Below are 15,853 nucleotides of genomic sequence, written 5' to 3'. Positions count from 1 at the left end.
AGACTACGTGCCGACCTCGCGTCGCGGGGCGTGCGGTGCGAAATTCATCGGAACATCACGCGGCGGACTCCGGCCGGACCGGCATCAGTCGGACACCGGCACGACCTGGACCTCGACCTCGCGGCCGGACCGGATCAGCTTCACCGGCACCTGCTGCCCCGGTTCGGTGTCGTGCACGGCGACCACCAGTTCGTCGGCGTTCCCGACATCCCGGTCCCCGACCTTGACGATCACGTCCCCCTCGACGATCCCCGCCGCCTCCGCGGGGCTGCCCGCCTGCACGTTCGCGACCTGCGCGCCGGTCGTCTGCTCGTTGGTGACCGACCGGGCGTTGACACCGATCTCGGCGTGCCGCATCGACCCGGTCCGGATCAGCTCCTGCGCGACGCGGGTCACGTCGTCGACCCCGATCGCGAACCCGAGCCCCACCGACCCGCCGCTCTCGCTGCGGATCGCCGAGTTGATGCCGATGACCCGGCCCTCGTCGTCGACGAGCGGCCCCCCCGAATTGCCCGGGTTGATCGCCGCGTCGGTCTGGACGGCGTCGATCACGGCGTCGGTGTCGGTGCCCTCACCGCCGAGGCGCACCGGCCGGTGCAGCGCGCTGACGATCCCGCTGGTGACGGTCCTGCTCAACCCGAGCGGCGACCCCACCGCCACGACCTCGTCCCCGACCTGCACGTCGTCGGACTTCCCCAGCCTCGCGACGGTCAGGTTGCCGACGTCCACCTTGAGCACCGCGAGGTCGGTCTTCGTGTCGCGGCCGACGATCCGGGCCGGGGCGCGGGTGCCGTCGGAGAACACCACGCGCAGCGTCGCGTTGTCGGGGTCGGTCGCGGCCATCGAGATCACGTGATTGTTCGTCACGATGTACCCGGCGCCGTCGATCACGACACCGGACCCGGTGCCGGACTGTTCGCCGAGCGCCACCTGGATCGACACCACCGACGGCAGCACGGCCTCCGCGACCTGCGCGGCCTGACCGACCTCCCGGTCGCCGCGGCCGTCCTGGGTCAGCTCGACCTTCTGACTGGTCAGCGCGCCGACGCTCTCCGCGGTCATCCGGCCGACCACGCCGCCGACGAGCCCGATCGCCAGGGCGACCCCGGCGAGCGCCGCGAGCGCGCGGGGCGCGACCCGGTCCCCGAGCAGGACGTCACGGATCCCGAGCCGGTCCCCCGGTGGCAGCGCCGCCGCCTGCGGCGTGTCGACGGCCGCGCCGCCGAGCCGCGCCGCCGCATCGGGGTCCCGCCACGGGTCGGCCGGGACGGCGGTGTCGGTCGACCCGTCCGAGGGGCGGTCGGGTCCGCGCTGGATGGTCTGTGTTTCGCCCTCCGGCCGCCCGAAGGCCTCGGCGAGCACCGGGTCCGGCGGGCGCACGGCCAGCGCGGGCCGGGCCGCGGTCCCGGCCGGGTCGCCCGAGTCGTCGACGCCGTCGGGCCGGGCGAACGCTGCGGCCGCCGCCGGGTCGACATCCGGCCGGTACAGCGGTCGCGGGGTCAGGCGCGGCGGGGACCCGGCCCCCTCGTTGGCGTCAGTCACGGCACCAGTATCACCGACGGCTCCCGCGCGACGGTCAGCGACGACGACGCCACGTGGTCAGCGAGTAGGAGGCGGTCCTCGACGAGAACAGCGTGCGCCGTCGACCCAACGGATGCTCCTGGCCCGGCTCGTCGGCGGGCTGACAGGTCGGGATCTGGCTGAGCGCACCGAGCAGCGAACTCGGCATGCTGATCTCCCCGGACTGCCGCAATGCGATCCGGGCATGCTGCTGCGCGTCCACCGCTGCCGCGCACTCCAGGCACTGCGAGACGTGGTCCGCCGCCCGCAGATACGCGTTCATCTGCAGCTCCCCGTCGACGAACGCGGCCACCGCCTCGCTGGCGAGATGTTCCGTCGAACCGAACCGGCGAGGTCCGGGTCCTCCAGAGCGAGGGTGGCCCTGCGTCATCCGCTCCTCCTGCACGCTCACGCGACTGTCAGCTTCCCGATCTCAAGGTCCCGCGCGGCCTGCGCCGCGGACAGGTGGTCGCGCAGCGCCTGCCGCCCACGGTGGATTCGGCTGCGCACGGTCCCGAGCTTGACGCCCAGTGTGGCACCGATCTCCTCGTAGGACAGGCCCTCGACATCACACAGTACGACCGCGGCGCGGAACTCGGGCGCGAGGGAGTCCAACGCGGCCTGCAGGTCGGGGTCCAGCCGGGCATCGTGATAGATCTGCTCGGGATTCGGGGTCGACGACGGCACCCGCTCGTAGTCCTCCGGCAGGGCCTCCATCCGGATCCGATTGCGGCGCCGCACCAGGTCCAGGAACAGGTTGGTGGTGATCCGGTGCAGCCAGCCCTCGAACGTGCCCGCCTGGTAGCTCGACAGCGAACGGAACACCCGGATGAAGGTGTCCTGGGTGAGGTCCTCGGCGTCCTGCGCGTTGCCGGACAGCCGGTAGGCCAGCCGATAGACGCGGTCGCCGTGCTCGCGAACAAGTTCGTCCCAGGACGGCATCGTTGACTGGTCGCCGCTGGCGTCGAATGCCGCCGTGCCGCTGGCGGCGACGCCCTGGCCTGCGACCTCGGTGTCGTGATCGGACGGGGTGTTGACCATCGAGATGATGGAACCTCCTGCTCGGGACAGCTGGAAGCGGTGCGCGGGTCCGCGCGGTGTCACAGGGAACAACTTCCGGGGTGTCCGGATTGTTCCCGGCGGTCCGATTCCGTGCAGTCGGACGACCGTTGGATCGTCTGCTGATCTCTGACCAGCTCACTGTCGCGGATCCGCGTGTGTGCGACGTGTGAGCAACCTGAGCGGCGCCTGAGAATGTCGGCACCGCGAAGCGGACCGACCCGGGCAGGCATGCGCGCCTCGACACGCCCGGGACGCGACAACGATAGCCTCGTGGGCGTGCACACCAACGGCGACCAGATGCTGGCCCACACCGAGGACTCCGTCATGGAAGACGATGTCCTTGTTTTCGCACGTGAGCGGGCCGAGGACCTCGGGGCCGACCCGGTGCCGCCGTCCGTCGGCGCGCTGCTCAGCCTGTTCGCTCAGATGCTCGGCGCCCGGACCGTCGTCGAGATCGGCACCGGCGCGGGGATCAGCGGACTGTGGCTGCTCGACGGCATGCGACCGGACGGCGTGCTCACCACGATCGATCCCGAGCCCGAACATCAGCGGGCGGCGAAGGAGGCCTTCCGGGCCGCGACCATCGCCCCGGGGCGCACCCGGCTGATCAACGGCTGGGGGCTGGACGTCCTTCCGCGGCTCGCGGACAGCTCCTACGACCTGGTGTTCGTCGACACCGAACCCGCCGACCACCCGCACTACGTCGAGCAGGGGGTGCGGCTGCTGCGGCCGGGCGGGGTGATCGTGTTCCACAACGCACTGCTCGGCGGCCGCGTCGCCGACCCGGCAGCGCGGGATGCGCCGACCCTCGCCGTCCGGGCCGCGGCCCGGGCCATCGCGGAGGACGACCGGCTGACGAAGGTCCTGCTGCCGGTGGGCGACGGACTGCTCTGCGCGTCCCGCGCCTGATCCCGGCTCGCCCGCGGCGCACGCTTTTGACGGAGTCTTGACGCGCCCACCCATTGCCACCCGGTTGAACGCGCGTTTAACGTAGTGAACATGCGTTCAACCCCCACCGGCGCCAGCTCGCCCGACCCCGCCAACGCCCCTGACCTGACCACCCGGGCCCGGATCCGGGATGCCGCGATCGTGGTGTTCGGCGAGCACGGCTTCCGGACCGGGGTGCGCACCATCGCCGCCGCGGCAGGCGTCTCCCCCGGACTGGTCATTCACCACTTCGGCTCAAAGGACGGACTGCGGGAGGCCTGTGACGAGCAGGTCCTCGCCACCATCCGGGCCGCCAAGACCGAATCGCTGACCCGCCCCAGTGCCGCGACCCTGCTCCATCAACTGGCGGACGTCGAGGAGTATGCGCCGCTGATCGCCTACCTCGTCCGCAGCTGGCAGACCGGCGGGGCGATGGCACGATCGCTGTTCGCCCACCTGGTCGCCGATGTCGAGCAGTACCTCGCGGACGGCGTTGCCGCAGGCACCATTCGACCGAGCCGCGACCCGGCGGCCCGCGCCACCTATCTCGCCCTGCAATCGCTGGGCAGCACCCTCCTGTTCCTGCAGATCCGGACCGAGGAGGGTGGGCCCGCCGACTGGCCGCGCGCGATCCGCGAACTCACCGACGTGGTCATGTTCCCCGCCCTCGAGATCTACACCGAGGGCCTGTTGACCGACTCCACCTTTCTTGACGCCGTCGCTGGCCAGCGCACCGACCCGGGAAGCCCAACCCCGGAACACCCAGACCCTGCGCACCCAGACCAGGAGCACCCATGACCGAGATCATCGACGTCACCAACCTGCACAAAAGCTTCGGACGAACCAACGCGCTCGACGGACTCGACCTCAGCGTCGGGGAGGGCGAGGTGCACGGGTTCCTCGGACCGAACGGTGCCGGGAAGTCCACCACTATCCGGATCCTGCTCGGCCTGCTGCGTGCGACGTCCGGGCGGGCCCGGGTCCTCGGACGAGACCCCCTCGCGGACGCGGTGGACCTGCACCGTGACATCGCCTACGTCCCCGGCGACGTGACGCTGTGGCCGTCCCTGTCCGGGGGCGAGACCATCGACCTGCTCGCCCGCATGCGCGGCGGCATCGACGCGGCGCGGCGAACCGAGTTGATCGACCGCTTCGACCTCGACCCGCGGAAGAAGGCCCGCACCTACTCGAAGGGCAACCGGCAGAAGGTGTCACTGGTGTCGGCGCTGTCGTCGAACGCCCGACTGCTGCTGCTCGACGAGCCGACCTCGGGCCTGGACCCGTTGATGGAGCAGGTGTTCCGCGAGTGCGTCGCCGAGGCGGCCGCCCGCGGTGTCACCGTCCTGCTGTCGAGCCACATCCTGTCCGAGGTCGAGGCCCTGTGCGAGAAGGTCACCATCATCCGGGCAGGCCGCACCGTCGAGTGCGGTTCGGTGGCCGGCATGCGGCACCTGAGCCGGACCACGATCCGCGCCGAACTCCTCGGCGACCCCGGCGATCTGGGTCGCATCGCCGGTCTCGCGGATGTCTCGATCGACGATCGGGTGCTGCACTGTCAGGTCGACAACGACCATCTCGGCGACCTGGTCCGACTGCTCGGCGACACCGGGGTGCGCAGCCTGGTCAGCACTCCCCCGACCCTCGAGGACCTCTTCCTCCGCCACTACGAGGCGGACGGACCGCAGCAGGAGAAGGTGCGGGCATGACCACCGCAACGCTGACCGGTCGGCGACGCGAGGCAGGCGCCGCCCGCGCGTCGACGGACCTCACCGGAACGGTCGGGCTGCTCCGGCTGTACCTGCGGCGGGACCGGATCGTGCTGCCCCTGTGGGTGCTGCTGCTCTCGCTCCCCCTGTCAACGGTCTATGTCGGATCCATCGCGAGCATCTACCCCGACCAGGCGCAGCGCGCCGAGTTCGTGGCCTCGGTCATGGGCAGCCCAGCGCAGCGCGCGATGTACGGCACCCTCCTCGACGACGGGGTCGGGGCCGTCGGCATCTGGAAGGCCGGGGTCTTTCACGCGCTGATCGCGATCGCGGTGATCCTCACCGTCATCCGGCACACCCGGGGCGAGGAGGAGACGGGTCGCACCGAACTCCTCGACTCCACGATGGTCGGCCGGTACGCGGGGCTCACGGCTGCGCTGATCGTCGGGTTCGGCGCCTCCGTCCTGACCGGCGCGATCGGCGCGGCGGGACTGTTCGGCGCCGACGTTCCGCGGTCCGGGTCGCTGGCGTTCGGTGCCGCGCTCGCGGCGTCGGGCGTCGTGTTCACCGCGGTGGCCGCCGTGGCCGCCCAACTCAGCGCCAGCGCCCGCACGGCACGCGGGATCGCGTTCGGCGTGCTCGGCGCCGCGTTCGCCCTGCGCGCGGTCGGTGACGCGGGCGCGGCAGCACTGTCGTGGTTCTCGCCGCTGGGATGGTCGCTGCTGGTGCGCCCGTACGCGGGCGACCGGTGGTGGGTGCTGCTGCTGCACCTGACGGCGGCGGCCCTGCTCACCGCGGCGGCATATGCCCTGCTGCGGCGCCGCGACGTCGGCGCGGGACTGATCGCGGAGCGCCCCGGCCGGCGGGCGGCCGCACCGACGCTGGCCGGACCGTTCGGCCTCGCCTGGCGGCTGCAGCGCGGCAGCCTCACCGCGTGGACACTCGGAATCTGCCTGTACGCGTTGCTGATCGGCAGCGTGGCGCACGGAATCGGTGACGAGATCGGCGACAACGACGGCGTGCGTGAGATCGTCACCCGGCTCGGCGGAACCGACGCCCTGGAGGGCTCGTTCATCGCGATCGCCTTCACGATGCTCGCGGTCGGTGCCGCCGCCCTCGCGGTCTCGTCGACGCTGCGCCTGCACGGCGAGGAGGGCTCTGGTCGCGCCGAGGCCGTTCTCGCCGGGTCGGTCGGCCGCGGCCGCTGGATCGCCAGCCATCTCGCCCTCGCGGTCACCGGACCCGCGGTCGCGATGCTCGCGGCGGGGCTGGTGGCCGGCCTCGCCTACGGCGCGGCCGCGGGCGACGTCGGGGGGCGACTGCCCGGCGTGCTTGCGGCGGCGGTCGCCCAGCTACCCGCGGTCTGGATGCTCGCCGCGGCGACGATCGCGCTGTTCGGGTTGCTGCCGCGTTACACGCCCGCCGCGTGGGGGGTGCTGGTCGGGTTCGTCGCGCTGTTCCTGCTCGGCTCGGTCTCCGGTGTCCCGCAGTGGGTGCTGGACCTGCAGCCGTTCACCCATGCGCAGCAGGTGCCGGGGACCGCCTTCCCGGCGGCACCGGCCGCCTGGTTGCTGCTGATCGACATCGCCCTGACCGTCGCGGGGGTAATCGCATTCCGGCGGCGGGACCTGAGATGACCCCGAGGCGACCGATCGGGGCGCCGCCCGGTCGACCGAACCCCGACCGGATGCGTACGATGTGATGCGTCTCACTCCACTCCCCCTCGGAGGTCGACGTGCGCGGACTAGGGATCGATCTCGGAACCGCGAACACCGTTGTCGGCACACCCGACAGCGGTGTCGTCCTGAATGAGCCGTCCTTCATGCTGGTGAAGACGAAGGATGCCCGCCATGCCCTGGCGATCGGCGCGGACGCACGGAACCTGCTCGGCCGCACGCCGGTCGGTGTCTCCTCCGTCCGCCCGGTGCACGACGGGGTGATCGTGGACCTCGAGTCGGCGCGAACCTTCGTCGCCGCGGTCCTCGACCAGGCCGCCCCGCACCGGAGGTTCAGCCCCCGGGCCAACGCCGTGATGGCGGTGCCCGCAGGCGCGACCCCGCTCGAACGCCGGGCGCTGCTCGAGGTCGGCCACGAGGCGGGGCTGCGGAAGGTGGGGCTGGTGCCGGAACCGATCGCCGGGGCGCTCGGATGCGGCGTCAACCCGATGGAGCCGCGCGCCCACCTCGTCGTCGACATCGGTGGCGGCACTTCGGAAGTCACCGCATTCTGCTTCGGCGGCATCCTGACGAACCGCAGCTGCCGACTCGCAGGCGACCACCTGACCGACGTGCTGCGGCAGTACCTGCGGACCGAGCACAAGATCGTCGTCGGCGACCTCACCGCCGAGCACGCGAAGATTGGCGGCCCCGACGACGGCGACTCGCTCGTCGTCGAGGGCATCGACCCGGTGACGGGCCACGCACGGCTGGTCACCCTCGACGGCGAGGAGATCGCGGACGTGTTGCGGCCCGCGATCACCGAGATCGTGCAGACCCTGGCCACCTGCCTGGAGGACCTTCCCGCCCAGGCGGTCGGCGATGTGATGTCCGAGGGGCTGCTGGCGACCGGCGGCGGGGCGATGCTGCGCGGCCTGCCGCAGCTGCTCGAGGAGCATTTCGGGGTCGGGGTCAAGGTGGCCGAGAACCCGCTCACCTGCGTCGCCGAGGGCGCCACCGCCTGCCTCGACCATCCCGAAGTGGTCGCCGCATACAGCTCGTGAGCGGCAACCGGCGCCGCGTCGTCAGCGGCCCGGCGCCGCGCCCCTGGTCTGCGCGAGATACTCCTCAAGAAGGCGCTTGACCACCGGACCCGCTGTCGCCGAACCGAATCCGCCGCCACGCACCAGCACCGTCACCACCACCTCCGGTGTCTCGAAGGGGACGACCGCGGAGAACCAGGCGTTGAGGCCCTCACCGGGCGCCGACGGGTCCTCGGCGGTCCCGGTCTTCGCCCCCGCGGTCACCGGCAGGCTCGCCAGCTGCCCCGCCGTGCCTGCCGCGGCGGAGGCCCGCATCCCCGCGCGCACCGGCCCGAGCCGATCCGCGAACGACAGCGGGTGCGGCGGCGCGGTCGGAACGACCCATCCCTCGCCGGGGCCGTACGACGCGGCCAGCTGCGGCGTCACGGTCGAGCCGGTGGCGATCCCCGAGGTCCAGCGCGCCACCTGCACCGGGGTCGCCGTGACGGTGCCCTGCCCGATCCCCATCAGCAGCGTCGACCCCGGGTACCAGGTCCCGCCGATGGCCGCGACCGATTCCGGGGTGCCGAGGAACCCGTCGATCTCGCCGGGGAGGTCGATCCCCGACGGCCTGCCCACCCCCAACTCGTCGGCGGCCGCGGCCATCCGCTCCGGACCGAGACGTTCACCCAGCTGATAGAAGTACACGTTGTCCGACCACTGGATCGCGCCGACCAAACTGTTCGCGCCCATCGGCTGCCAGTTGGCGAAGGTGTGCCCGCCGTACGTGTACGACGCACCACCCGCCAGCTTCTGGTCCGGCGGCACCACGCCATACTTGGCGTTCGCGGACGCGACGACGATCTTGAACGTCGACCCCGGCGGCGCCGCCGACTGGAAGACGTGGTTGAGCATGCGCCCCGGGCCGGGGGCCCCGGTACTGGCCGCCAACGCGGCCGCGTCCACCGGGGGCCCGTAGACGTTGTTGTCGTAGCCGGGCACGCTGGCCATCGTCAGCACCGCGCCGGTACGCGCATCCATCACGATCGCGGCACCGAGGTCGCCCCCGCTGGACTGCACCGCTGCGGTCAGCGCATCCGTCGCGACCCGCTGCAGTCCGGCGTCCAGGTGCAGGCGCAGGTCGTGCCCGCGGACCGGGTCGACCCGCTCCGCGGTGGCCACCGGGTTACCGGACGGGTCGACGTACACGCACTGGCTGCCGTCGATGCCGCGGAGCGCCGCGTCGTATCGCCGCTCGACACCGGCCTTCCCGACCCGGGACCCGAGCGCGAGCTGCGGCCAGGTCTGCATGTCGGCGGCGTCCGCTACGCCGACATAGCCGAGCACGGTCGCCAGGGTCGCCCCCTGCGGGTAGTGCCTGCGGCCGGTCGGGTAAACCAGCACCCACGGCAGGTCGGCGTCCACAATCGCGGCGGCCTGGTCCGGCCCGACTCGCGCCAGCACCGCCTCCACCTCGGTGCCCGAGTCGTGCAGCGTCGCCGCGAGCCGATCCGGCGTGATCGCGAGCAGGGCGGCGAGCTCGTCCCGAATGTCGGCCCGGTTGTCGGCGAACATGCGGGCGACGACCGAGACGGTGTACTCGGGGGCGTTCTCGGCCAACGGAACACCGGCCCGGTCAAGGATCCGGCCGCGCTCGGCGGGCAGCCGGATGCACCGCATCAGCTGTCCGTCACTCACCGCACGGAACTCCGCGCCCCGGTCGGTCTGCATGTTCCACGCGATCCCCGTCATCGCGACCAGTGACACCGTCACCGCAACCGCCCCCGCCGAGACGCCGCGGGGCAGCCTGCGCCGCCGCGGTTCGGTGGCCCACAGCGGCCGTGCGACACCGTCGCGGCGGACCGCGAGCACCAATCCGATCTCCACGAAGCCAACAATCGCGGCCGTGCCGCCGTAGCTGAACAGGGGAATGGGCATGCCGGTGTGGGGCAGCAGCGACAGGCTCTGCGCGATCGAGACGACGGCATGCACGCCGAACAACCCGCCGACCCCGGCCGCGACGAGCGCACCCTCGCGCGTCCGCGCCGCCCGCGCCGCGACCGTGGCGCGCCAGACGATGACCGACGACGCGACCGCGACCACCAGACCCGCCACCAGCCCCCAGCCGTACACGAGGCTCGCGAAGGCCAGGTCGTGCTCCGCCTCGGGAAGAAACTCCGAGCGCAGGGTGTACTGCGGCTGCCGCCACAGGCCCCACAGTCCACCACTGCCGATCGCGATGTCCGCCTGCCACGCCGCCCACCCGGACCCCTGCGGGTCGGCGCTGTCCGACAGGAACACGTGGATCCGCTCGAGCTGGTAGGGACGCAGAAACAGCACGGCAAGCGGCAGCGACGCGACCCCGAGCGCGAACAGCGGGGCCATCGGCAGCAGCGGCACCCTGGCGAGGATCAGCATCAACAGGACGATCGCGACGAGCACGATGGCGGTCGACAGGTCCGGTTGCAGCGCGACAAGGCCGATCGGCACCGCCGCCGCGAGGAGCACCCCGGCGAACCGGCCGAGGGTGTAGCCCCCGGCCAGGATCGCGGCGGGCACCAGCACCAGCGCCGCCTTCGCCAGTTCGGACGGCTGCAGCGTGAACACGCCCAGGTTCAGCCACCGCTGCGCGCCCTTGGTCGCGACCCCGACGAGCGGGACCGCCAACAGCAGGACGACGGTGGCGGCGTACAGCAGCCAGCCGAGTCGATGGATCCGTTCCACCCGCATCCGCGAGGTCACCCACATTGCACCGAGCCCGAGCACGGCGAGCGCCGCGTGCCGCACCGCAGCGGAGGTCATCCCCATCGACAGCAGGTTGAGTAGGCCGAGAACGACGAGGACGAGCGCCGACCCGACGAGCCACGGATCGGATTCGCGCCTACCGGCCCGCATCGCGGCCCTCGCCGGGGCAGGTCGCGTTGTCCGCGGGCACGTACACCGGGTCCGATGCCGCGGCGGCGGGGCTGCCGGTGACCGCGGCGACCCCCGTCGCCGTGCCCGCGGGCACCGCGACGCTGCCGATGCCGTAGACCTCCTGTGCCCCCGCCGGGACGGGCATCGTGATCTCCGGGCCCGGCGCGGCCGCACCCGTGCAGCGGTCGTAGGCGACCAGCTTCCAGGTCACCGCGTCGACGTTTGCCCGTGCGTCGACATGGACGTCGACGCGAAGGACACACGCTTGGCCGGCAACACAATTCCCGTTGGCCAGGGTGGCGGTCACCTCCGTGACCGGTCCCGCGCTCCCCGGCAGTCCGGTGTCCACCGGCGGCGCGGGCACCGCGCCGGGCGCCGGGTCGGGTGCGGCAGGCGGCGAGACGGGCCGGATCCGGTCCTGCTCCGGCTGCTCCTCGGACGCGAGCAGGGTGTCCCACCCCAGCCGCAGCTGCGTCAACGCCGCAGGCGCCTTCCAGGCCGCGCCGGCGAGCAAAAGGACCGCGATCACCGCGAGCGCGCCCTGCCGCTTCGAGGGTCGCCGCGTCCGGCGATGCCACGGATTCGCGACCGGGGCCAGCCACCCGTCGGGCGCGAGCGACGACCCGCCGGAACCACGTGACGGCCCGACAGAACCACGTGACGGCCCGACAGAACCACGTGACGGCCCGACAGAACCACGTGACGGCCCGACAGAACCACGTGACGGCCCGACAGAATCATGTGACGGCCCGACTGAATCATGTGACGGCCCGACTGAATCATGTGACGGCCCGCCGTCGCCGCCGTGGTGGTGGGTGTCGGGGGCGCGGGTCGCGGCGACCAGCAGCCCGAGCTGTCGACGCACCCGGTCCTCAGCGGTGGGGGCGAGGTCGGGGGCGACGGCCGCCCGCACCCGTCGGCCCAGCTCGGCCGAATCCGTTGCTTCGGACATCGATTCGTCGAGCCGCGCCGAGTACGCCCGATCGTGACAGGCGCGGGCGACGGCCCGCAGCAGCGGCACCACCGCATCGACGGCGGCCCGCTCGCCGCGGGCGGGCCCGTCCTCCCCCGCGACGGCAGCAAGGATCAGGTGCCCGTCCCCCGACACGGTTGCCGACGCCCCGCGGGCGAAACGCCCGCGCCCCAGTTCGAGCTGGTCGGCCGCGTCGGTGACGAGCGTCGCGGCCTGCGCACGCGTCAACAGCACGGCCGCGAGGAGCGAGTGGAGGTCGACGGCACGGCAGGCGGCGGGCTCGGCCGCCGGTTCGGGTCGGGGCGGCGACCCCTGTGGCACACGCCCCTTCGGCACCGGCCCCTTCGGCACCGACAGCTCCGGCACTGCTTCGATCATCGGGTACCCCGAACTCTGCAGCCTGCACGCCATGAACACCGTTACCCTCGGCAGCCGCGAGCCCGGCGAAACCGCGTCTCCCCGAAGTCCGTGACGCCCCTGAAACCCTTTACGCCTCTGTGTTTTCCACCCGAACGAAGGTTTCACCCATTAAACCAAGGCCGCCGTCGGCGGGGAACGGACGTTACTGATCCGAGATGCCCGAAGCGGGATCGGTATCAGATCCAGACACCCTTGCCGACGGTGACGACGCCGCCACCGCTGACCGCGAACCGCTGCCGGTCCCGGTCCACATCGACCCCGATGATCTCGCCCTCCCCGACGACCACGTTCTTGTCGAGGATGGCCCGGCGCACCACCGCGCCCTTGCCGATCCGAACACCCGGCATCAGGACGCTGCCCTCGACCGTTGCGCCGTCGTCGACCATCACGTTGGAACTGAGCACCGAATTGCGGACCGTCGCCGCCGACAGGATGCATCCCGACCCGACGATCGACTCCTGCGCCAACCCGCCCTGCACGAACTTCGCCGGCGCCAGATTCTCGGCGGCGCCCCGGATCGGCCAGCGCCGGTTGTACAGGTTGAACACCGGGTGTACCGACACCAGGTCCATGTGCGCGTCGTAGAAGGCGTCGATGGTGCCGACGTCACGCCAGTAGCCGCGGTCCCGGTCGGTGGCGCCGGGCACCACGTTGTCCTTGAAGTCGTAGACGTGCGCGGCGCCCTCCCTGACGAGCTTCGGGATGATGTCGCCGCCCATGTCGTGGTCGGAGTTCGAATCCTCCGAGTCGGCGCGGATCGCGTCGACGAGGACCTTCGTCGTGAACACGTAGTTGCCCATCGACGCGAACGTCACGTTCGGATCGTCCGGGGTACCGGGCGGGTGCGCGGGCTTCTCCAGGAACTGGGTGATCTTCCCCGCCTCGTCGGAGTCGATGCAGCCGAACGCGAACGCCTCGCTGCGCGGCACCCGAATCCCGGCGACCGTGACCCCGGCACCGGACTCGATGTGGTGCCGGACCATCTGCTCCGGATCCATCCGGTAGACGTGGTCGGCACCGAACACGACGATGTACTCCGGATCCTCGTCGTAGACGAGGTTGAGGGACTGCAGGATCGCGTCGGCGCTGCCGGTGTACCAGCGCGGACCGAGCCGCTGCTGCGCAGGCACCGGGGTGATGTACTCGCCTGCGAAGCCGGACAACCGCCACGTCTGCGAGATGTGCCGGTCCAGCGAATGCGACTTGTACTGGGTGAGCACGCAGATCCGGAGGTAGCCGGCATTGACCAGGTTGCTGAGCACGAAATCGATGAGCCGGTAGGCGCCGCCGAACGGGACGGCAGGCTTGGCCCGGTCCGCGGTCAGCGGGTACAGACGCTTCCCCTCGCCGCCGGCGAGCACGATTCCAAGCACATGCGGCTGGCTCCTCACCCTGCCAACCTATCGGCCGCACCGGGTGGTCGCCAGCGGTGGCCCACCCGGGCGGCGGGACACGCGCCGCGACCGGGCGGTCAGGTGGCCCGAACCCGGCCCGCCGGTTACGTTGAGCCGGTGCGCGTGGCGATGATGACCAGGGAGTACCCCCCGGAGATCTACGGTGGGGCGGGTGTCCACGTCACCGAACTCGTCGCGCAGCTGACCCGGCTGTGCGCGGTGGACGTCCACTGCATGGGAGCAGCCCGCGACGGCGCGCGGGTACACCAGCCCGATCCCGCGCTGGCATCGGCGAATCCGGCACTCGCGGTGCTGTCCGCGGAGCTGCGGATGGCGGCCGACGCGGCCGCGGCCGACGTCGTCCACTCGCACACCTGGTACACCGGGCTCGCCGGGCATCTCGCGGGCGCCCTGCACGCGGTGCCGCACGTGCTCACCGCGCATTCCCTGGAGCCGCGGCGACCATGGAAGGCAGAGCAACTCGGCGGCGGCTACCGCGTCTCCTCGTGGTCCGAACACACTGCCGTGCAGCACGCGGACGCGATCATCGCGGTCAGCGCGGGCATGCGCTCGGATCTGCTCGACGCGTACCCGTTTGTCGACCCGGACCGAGTGCACGTGGTGCGCAACGGGATCGACGCCGACGTCTGGTATCCGGAGGACGATCCGTGGTCGTCCCCGGTGCTGCGCGACCTCGGTATCGACCCGACGCGTCCGCTCGCCGTGTTCGTCGGTCGGATCACCCGACAGAAGGGGCTCGGTCACCTCGTCGCCGCCGCCCACCGCATCGACCCCGACATCCAGCTCCTGCTCTGCGCAGGCGCACCGGACACCCCCGAAATCGGGGCGGACACGGGCCGGTCCGTTGCCGACCTGTCCGCCGTGCGCCGCGACGTGCACTGGGTGCGGGAAATGCTTCCCACCGCGGACCTGCGGAACATCCTGTCCGCGGCAACAGTTTTCGTGTGTCCGTCGGTCTACGAGCCGTTGGGGATCGTCAACCTCGAGGCGATGGCCGCCGGGACCGCGGTGGTCGCGTCCGACGTCGGCGGCATCCCGGAGGTGGTGCAGGACGGGGTGACGGGTCGGCTGGTGCACTACAACGGCTACGAACCCGAGGCATTCGAGTCGGCGCTGGCCGCCGCGGTGAACGAGGTATGCGCCGACCGCGCGGCCGCGGCAGCGATGGGATCCGCGGGGCGGCGGCGCGCGGTCGCGGAGTTCGCCTGGGCCGAGATTGCCAGGCAGACCCTGGACGTCTACGCGGCCGCCATCGCGGGCTACCACGGCCGGTAGCTGGCCCCGTCTATCGCGGCCGGTAGCGGCCGACCGTCACCGATGCCGTCACCGCCACCGGTTCGGGCAGTGCCGCGATCGCATCGGCGCGCGAGAGCGCACCGGGATGCCGCGCGGAGGGACCCATCCCGACCAGCAGCAACGACTCCGCGTGGGTCAACCGCATCGGGTACTCCACCGAGGTCAGCGACAGCCGGTCGAAGTGCCCGGCCATCGCGGCACCGAGCCGTTCGGTCTTGTTCTCGTCGACCCGCACCAGCGACAGCAACGCCACCAGTTCCTGCAGGTGCCGCTCCGTCGGTGTCAACACCACGAGTTCGCCGTCCGCGCGCAGCACCCGGTGCAGTTCGGCGGCGTTGCGGGGCGCGAAGATCGACAGCGCGTGGCTGACCGCGTGATCGCGCACCGGCAGCTGCGTCCACACGTCGGCGACGACCGCGGACGCACGCGGGTGGCAGCGGGCCAGCCTGCGGGCCGCGGCCTTGGACACGTCGACACCGACGCCGGGGGCGCCGGGCAACGCGTCGAGCACCGTTGCGAGGTAGTGGCCGGTTCCCGCCCCAACCTCGAGGATCGCGGGATCCGAGATCCCGGCGGCGGCCGTCGCGGTGGCGACCGCCTCGCGGAGCGGGTCGAAATGACCTCCGTCGAGGAAGCCTGCGCGGGCAGCGATCATGTCGGCACTGTCGCCGCTGATCTTCGACGCGCCTGCGAGCAGGCTCACGTAGCCCTGTCTGGCGATGTCGAAGCTGTGCCCCCGGTCGCACAGCAGGGTGCGATCGGACTGGTCGAGATCGCCACCGCAGTGCGGGCAGCACAGCAGGGTCAGGACGTCGGCGAGCGCCATTCGGCTCCTCTCTCGGTTCCCGTCCGGGACCGGTCGCACCCAGCACGGGGCCCCGCCCGCCGGGTGGCGATGCGG

At 71.9% G+C, this 15,853-nt stretch carries 13 protein-coding genes; 6 read left to right on the top strand and 7 right to left on the bottom strand.

From position 1 onward, the window contains the following. Positions 1-84: 84 nt before the first annotated feature. From ACFWPA_RS04595 to sigE, 3 genes are read right to left on the bottom strand one after another with little or no spacing between them, the layout of a single operon-like run. The gene (locus tag ACFWPA_RS04595) at positions 85-1,542 is read right to left on the bottom strand and encodes a S1C family serine protease (RefSeq protein WP_378505855.1); all 1,458 of its coding nucleotides are present in this window, start codon (positions 1,540-1,542) and stop codon (positions 85-87) included. Between the two features lie 34 nt (positions 1,543-1,576). Then, complete coding sequence (locus tag ACFWPA_RS04590) at positions 1,577-1,951, bottom strand: RNA polymerase subunit sigma-70 (RefSeq protein WP_378506048.1); 375 nt, start codon at positions 1,949-1,951, stop codon at positions 1,577-1,579. A 17-nt stretch (positions 1,952-1,968) separates the two neighbouring features. Then, on the bottom strand, positions 1,969-2,601 hold the full coding sequence (gene sigE / locus ACFWPA_RS04585; RefSeq protein WP_378505854.1) for an RNA polymerase sigma factor SigE: 633 nt from the start codon (positions 2,599-2,601) through the stop codon (positions 1,969-1,971). Between the two features lie 318 nt (positions 2,602-2,919). On the opposite strand from sigE, the gene ACFWPA_RS04580 reads away from it, so the two are divergent. The 5 genes from ACFWPA_RS04580 (at position 2,920) to ACFWPA_RS04560 (ending at position 7,974) form a co-directional block, all read left to right on the top strand. Continuing rightward, positions 2,920-3,531 (top strand): O-methyltransferase, encoded by a 612-nt coding sequence (locus tag ACFWPA_RS04580; protein WP_378506047.1) that lies wholly within the window; start codon positions 2,920-2,922, stop codon positions 3,529-3,531. 90 nt (positions 3,532-3,621) lie between these two features. After that, positions 3,622-4,347, top strand: coding sequence for a TetR family transcriptional regulator (locus ACFWPA_RS04575; protein WP_378505853.1), 726 nt, complete (start codon positions 3,622-3,624; stop codon positions 4,345-4,347). Next, positions 4,344-5,255 (top strand): ATP-binding cassette domain-containing protein, encoded by a 912-nt coding sequence (locus tag ACFWPA_RS04570; RefSeq protein ID WP_378505852.1) that lies wholly within the window; start codon positions 4,344-4,346, stop codon positions 5,253-5,255. Before ACFWPA_RS04575 ends, ACFWPA_RS04570 begins: the two co-directional genes overlap by 4 nt. Beyond that, complete coding sequence (locus ACFWPA_RS04565; RefSeq protein WP_378505851.1) at positions 5,252-6,892, top strand: ABC transporter permease; 1,641 nt, start codon at positions 5,252-5,254, stop codon at positions 6,890-6,892. The genes ACFWPA_RS04570 and ACFWPA_RS04565 overlap by 4 nt, the downstream gene beginning before the upstream one ends. A gap of 98 nt (positions 6,893-6,990) precedes the next feature. Next, the gene (locus ACFWPA_RS04560) at positions 6,991-7,974 is read left to right on the top strand and encodes a rod shape-determining protein (RefSeq protein ID WP_378569706.1); all 984 of its coding nucleotides are present in this window, start codon (positions 6,991-6,993) and stop codon (positions 7,972-7,974) included. Positions 7,975-7,995: 21 nt separating this feature from the next. On the opposite strand, the gene ACFWPA_RS04555 is transcribed toward ACFWPA_RS04560, so the two are convergent. The 3 genes from ACFWPA_RS04555 to glgC all read right to left on the bottom strand — a co-directional run bounded on the left by ACFWPA_RS04555 (position 7,996) and on the right by glgC (position 13,632). Then, positions 7,996-10,827 carry an FtsW/RodA/SpoVE family cell cycle protein gene (locus ACFWPA_RS04555; RefSeq protein ID WP_378569705.1) on the bottom strand — a complete coding sequence of 944 codons (2,832 nt, stop codon included), beginning with the start codon at positions 10,825-10,827 and terminating at the stop codon, positions 7,996-7,998. Beyond that, positions 10,814-12,199, bottom strand: a complete 1,386-nt coding sequence (locus ACFWPA_RS04550; protein ID WP_378569704.1) for a hypothetical protein — start codon at positions 12,197-12,199, stop codon at positions 10,814-10,816. The genes ACFWPA_RS04555 and ACFWPA_RS04550 overlap by 14 nt, the downstream gene beginning before the upstream one ends. A 218-nt stretch (positions 12,200-12,417) precedes the next feature. After that, positions 12,418-13,632 (bottom strand): glucose-1-phosphate adenylyltransferase, encoded by a 1,215-nt coding sequence (gene glgC, locus ACFWPA_RS04545; protein ID WP_378505847.1) that lies wholly within the window; start codon positions 13,630-13,632, stop codon positions 12,418-12,420. Between the two features lie 120 nt (positions 13,633-13,752). On the opposite strand from glgC, the gene glgA reads away from it, so the two are divergent. After that, complete coding sequence (gene glgA, locus ACFWPA_RS04540; RefSeq protein ID WP_378569703.1) at positions 13,753-14,931, top strand: glycogen synthase; 1,179 nt, start codon at positions 13,753-13,755, stop codon at positions 14,929-14,931. Positions 14,932-14,941: 10 nt separating this feature from the next. Here the strand turns inward: glgA and ACFWPA_RS04535 are convergent, their stop codons facing one another. Beyond that, entirely contained in the window at positions 14,942-15,778 is an 837-nt protein-coding gene (locus tag ACFWPA_RS04535) for a putative RNA methyltransferase (RefSeq protein ID WP_378569702.1), read from the bottom strand. Positions 15,779-15,853: the final 75 nt, after the last annotated feature.

It is taken from the genome of Rhodococcus sp. NPDC058505 (genome assembly GCF_042720095.1).
GTDB lineage: Bacteria > Actinomycetota > Actinomycetes > Mycobacteriales > Mycobacteriaceae > Rhodococcus_G.
Note: the sequence above shows the minus strand (reverse complement) of the source record. Positions and strands in the feature narration are given on the sequence as shown.

Coding starts and splice junctions, on each gene's coding strand:
- ACFWPA_RS04590 (WP_378506048.1), bottom strand. CDS start 1,951: ATGACGCAGGGCCACCCTCGCTCTGGAGGACCCGGACCTCGCCGGTTC.
- sigE (WP_378505854.1), bottom strand. CDS start 2,601: ATGGTCAACACCCCGTCCGATCACGACACCGAGGTCGCAGGCCAGGGC.
- ACFWPA_RS04580 (WP_378506047.1), top strand. CDS start 2,920: ATGCTGGCCCACACCGAGGACTCCGTCATGGAAGACGATGTCCTTGTT.
- ACFWPA_RS04575 (WP_378505853.1), top strand. CDS start 3,622: ATGCGTTCAACCCCCACCGGCGCCAGCTCGCCCGACCCCGCCAACGCC.
- ACFWPA_RS04570 (WP_378505852.1), top strand. CDS start 4,344: ATGACCGAGATCATCGACGTCACCAACCTGCACAAAAGCTTCGGACGA.
- ACFWPA_RS04565 (WP_378505851.1), top strand. CDS start 5,252: ATGACCACCGCAACGCTGACCGGTCGGCGACGCGAGGCAGGCGCCGCC.
- ACFWPA_RS04555 (WP_378569705.1), bottom strand. CDS start 10,827: ATGCGGGCCGGTAGGCGCGAATCCGATCCGTGGCTCGTCGGGTCGGCG.
- ACFWPA_RS04550 (WP_378569704.1), bottom strand. CDS start 12,199: ATGATCGAAGCAGTGCCGGAGCTGTCGGTGCCGAAGGGGCCGGTGCCG.
- ACFWPA_RS04535 (WP_378569702.1), bottom strand. CDS start 15,778: ATGGCGCTCGCCGACGTCCTGACCCTGCTGTGCTGCCCGCACTGCGGT.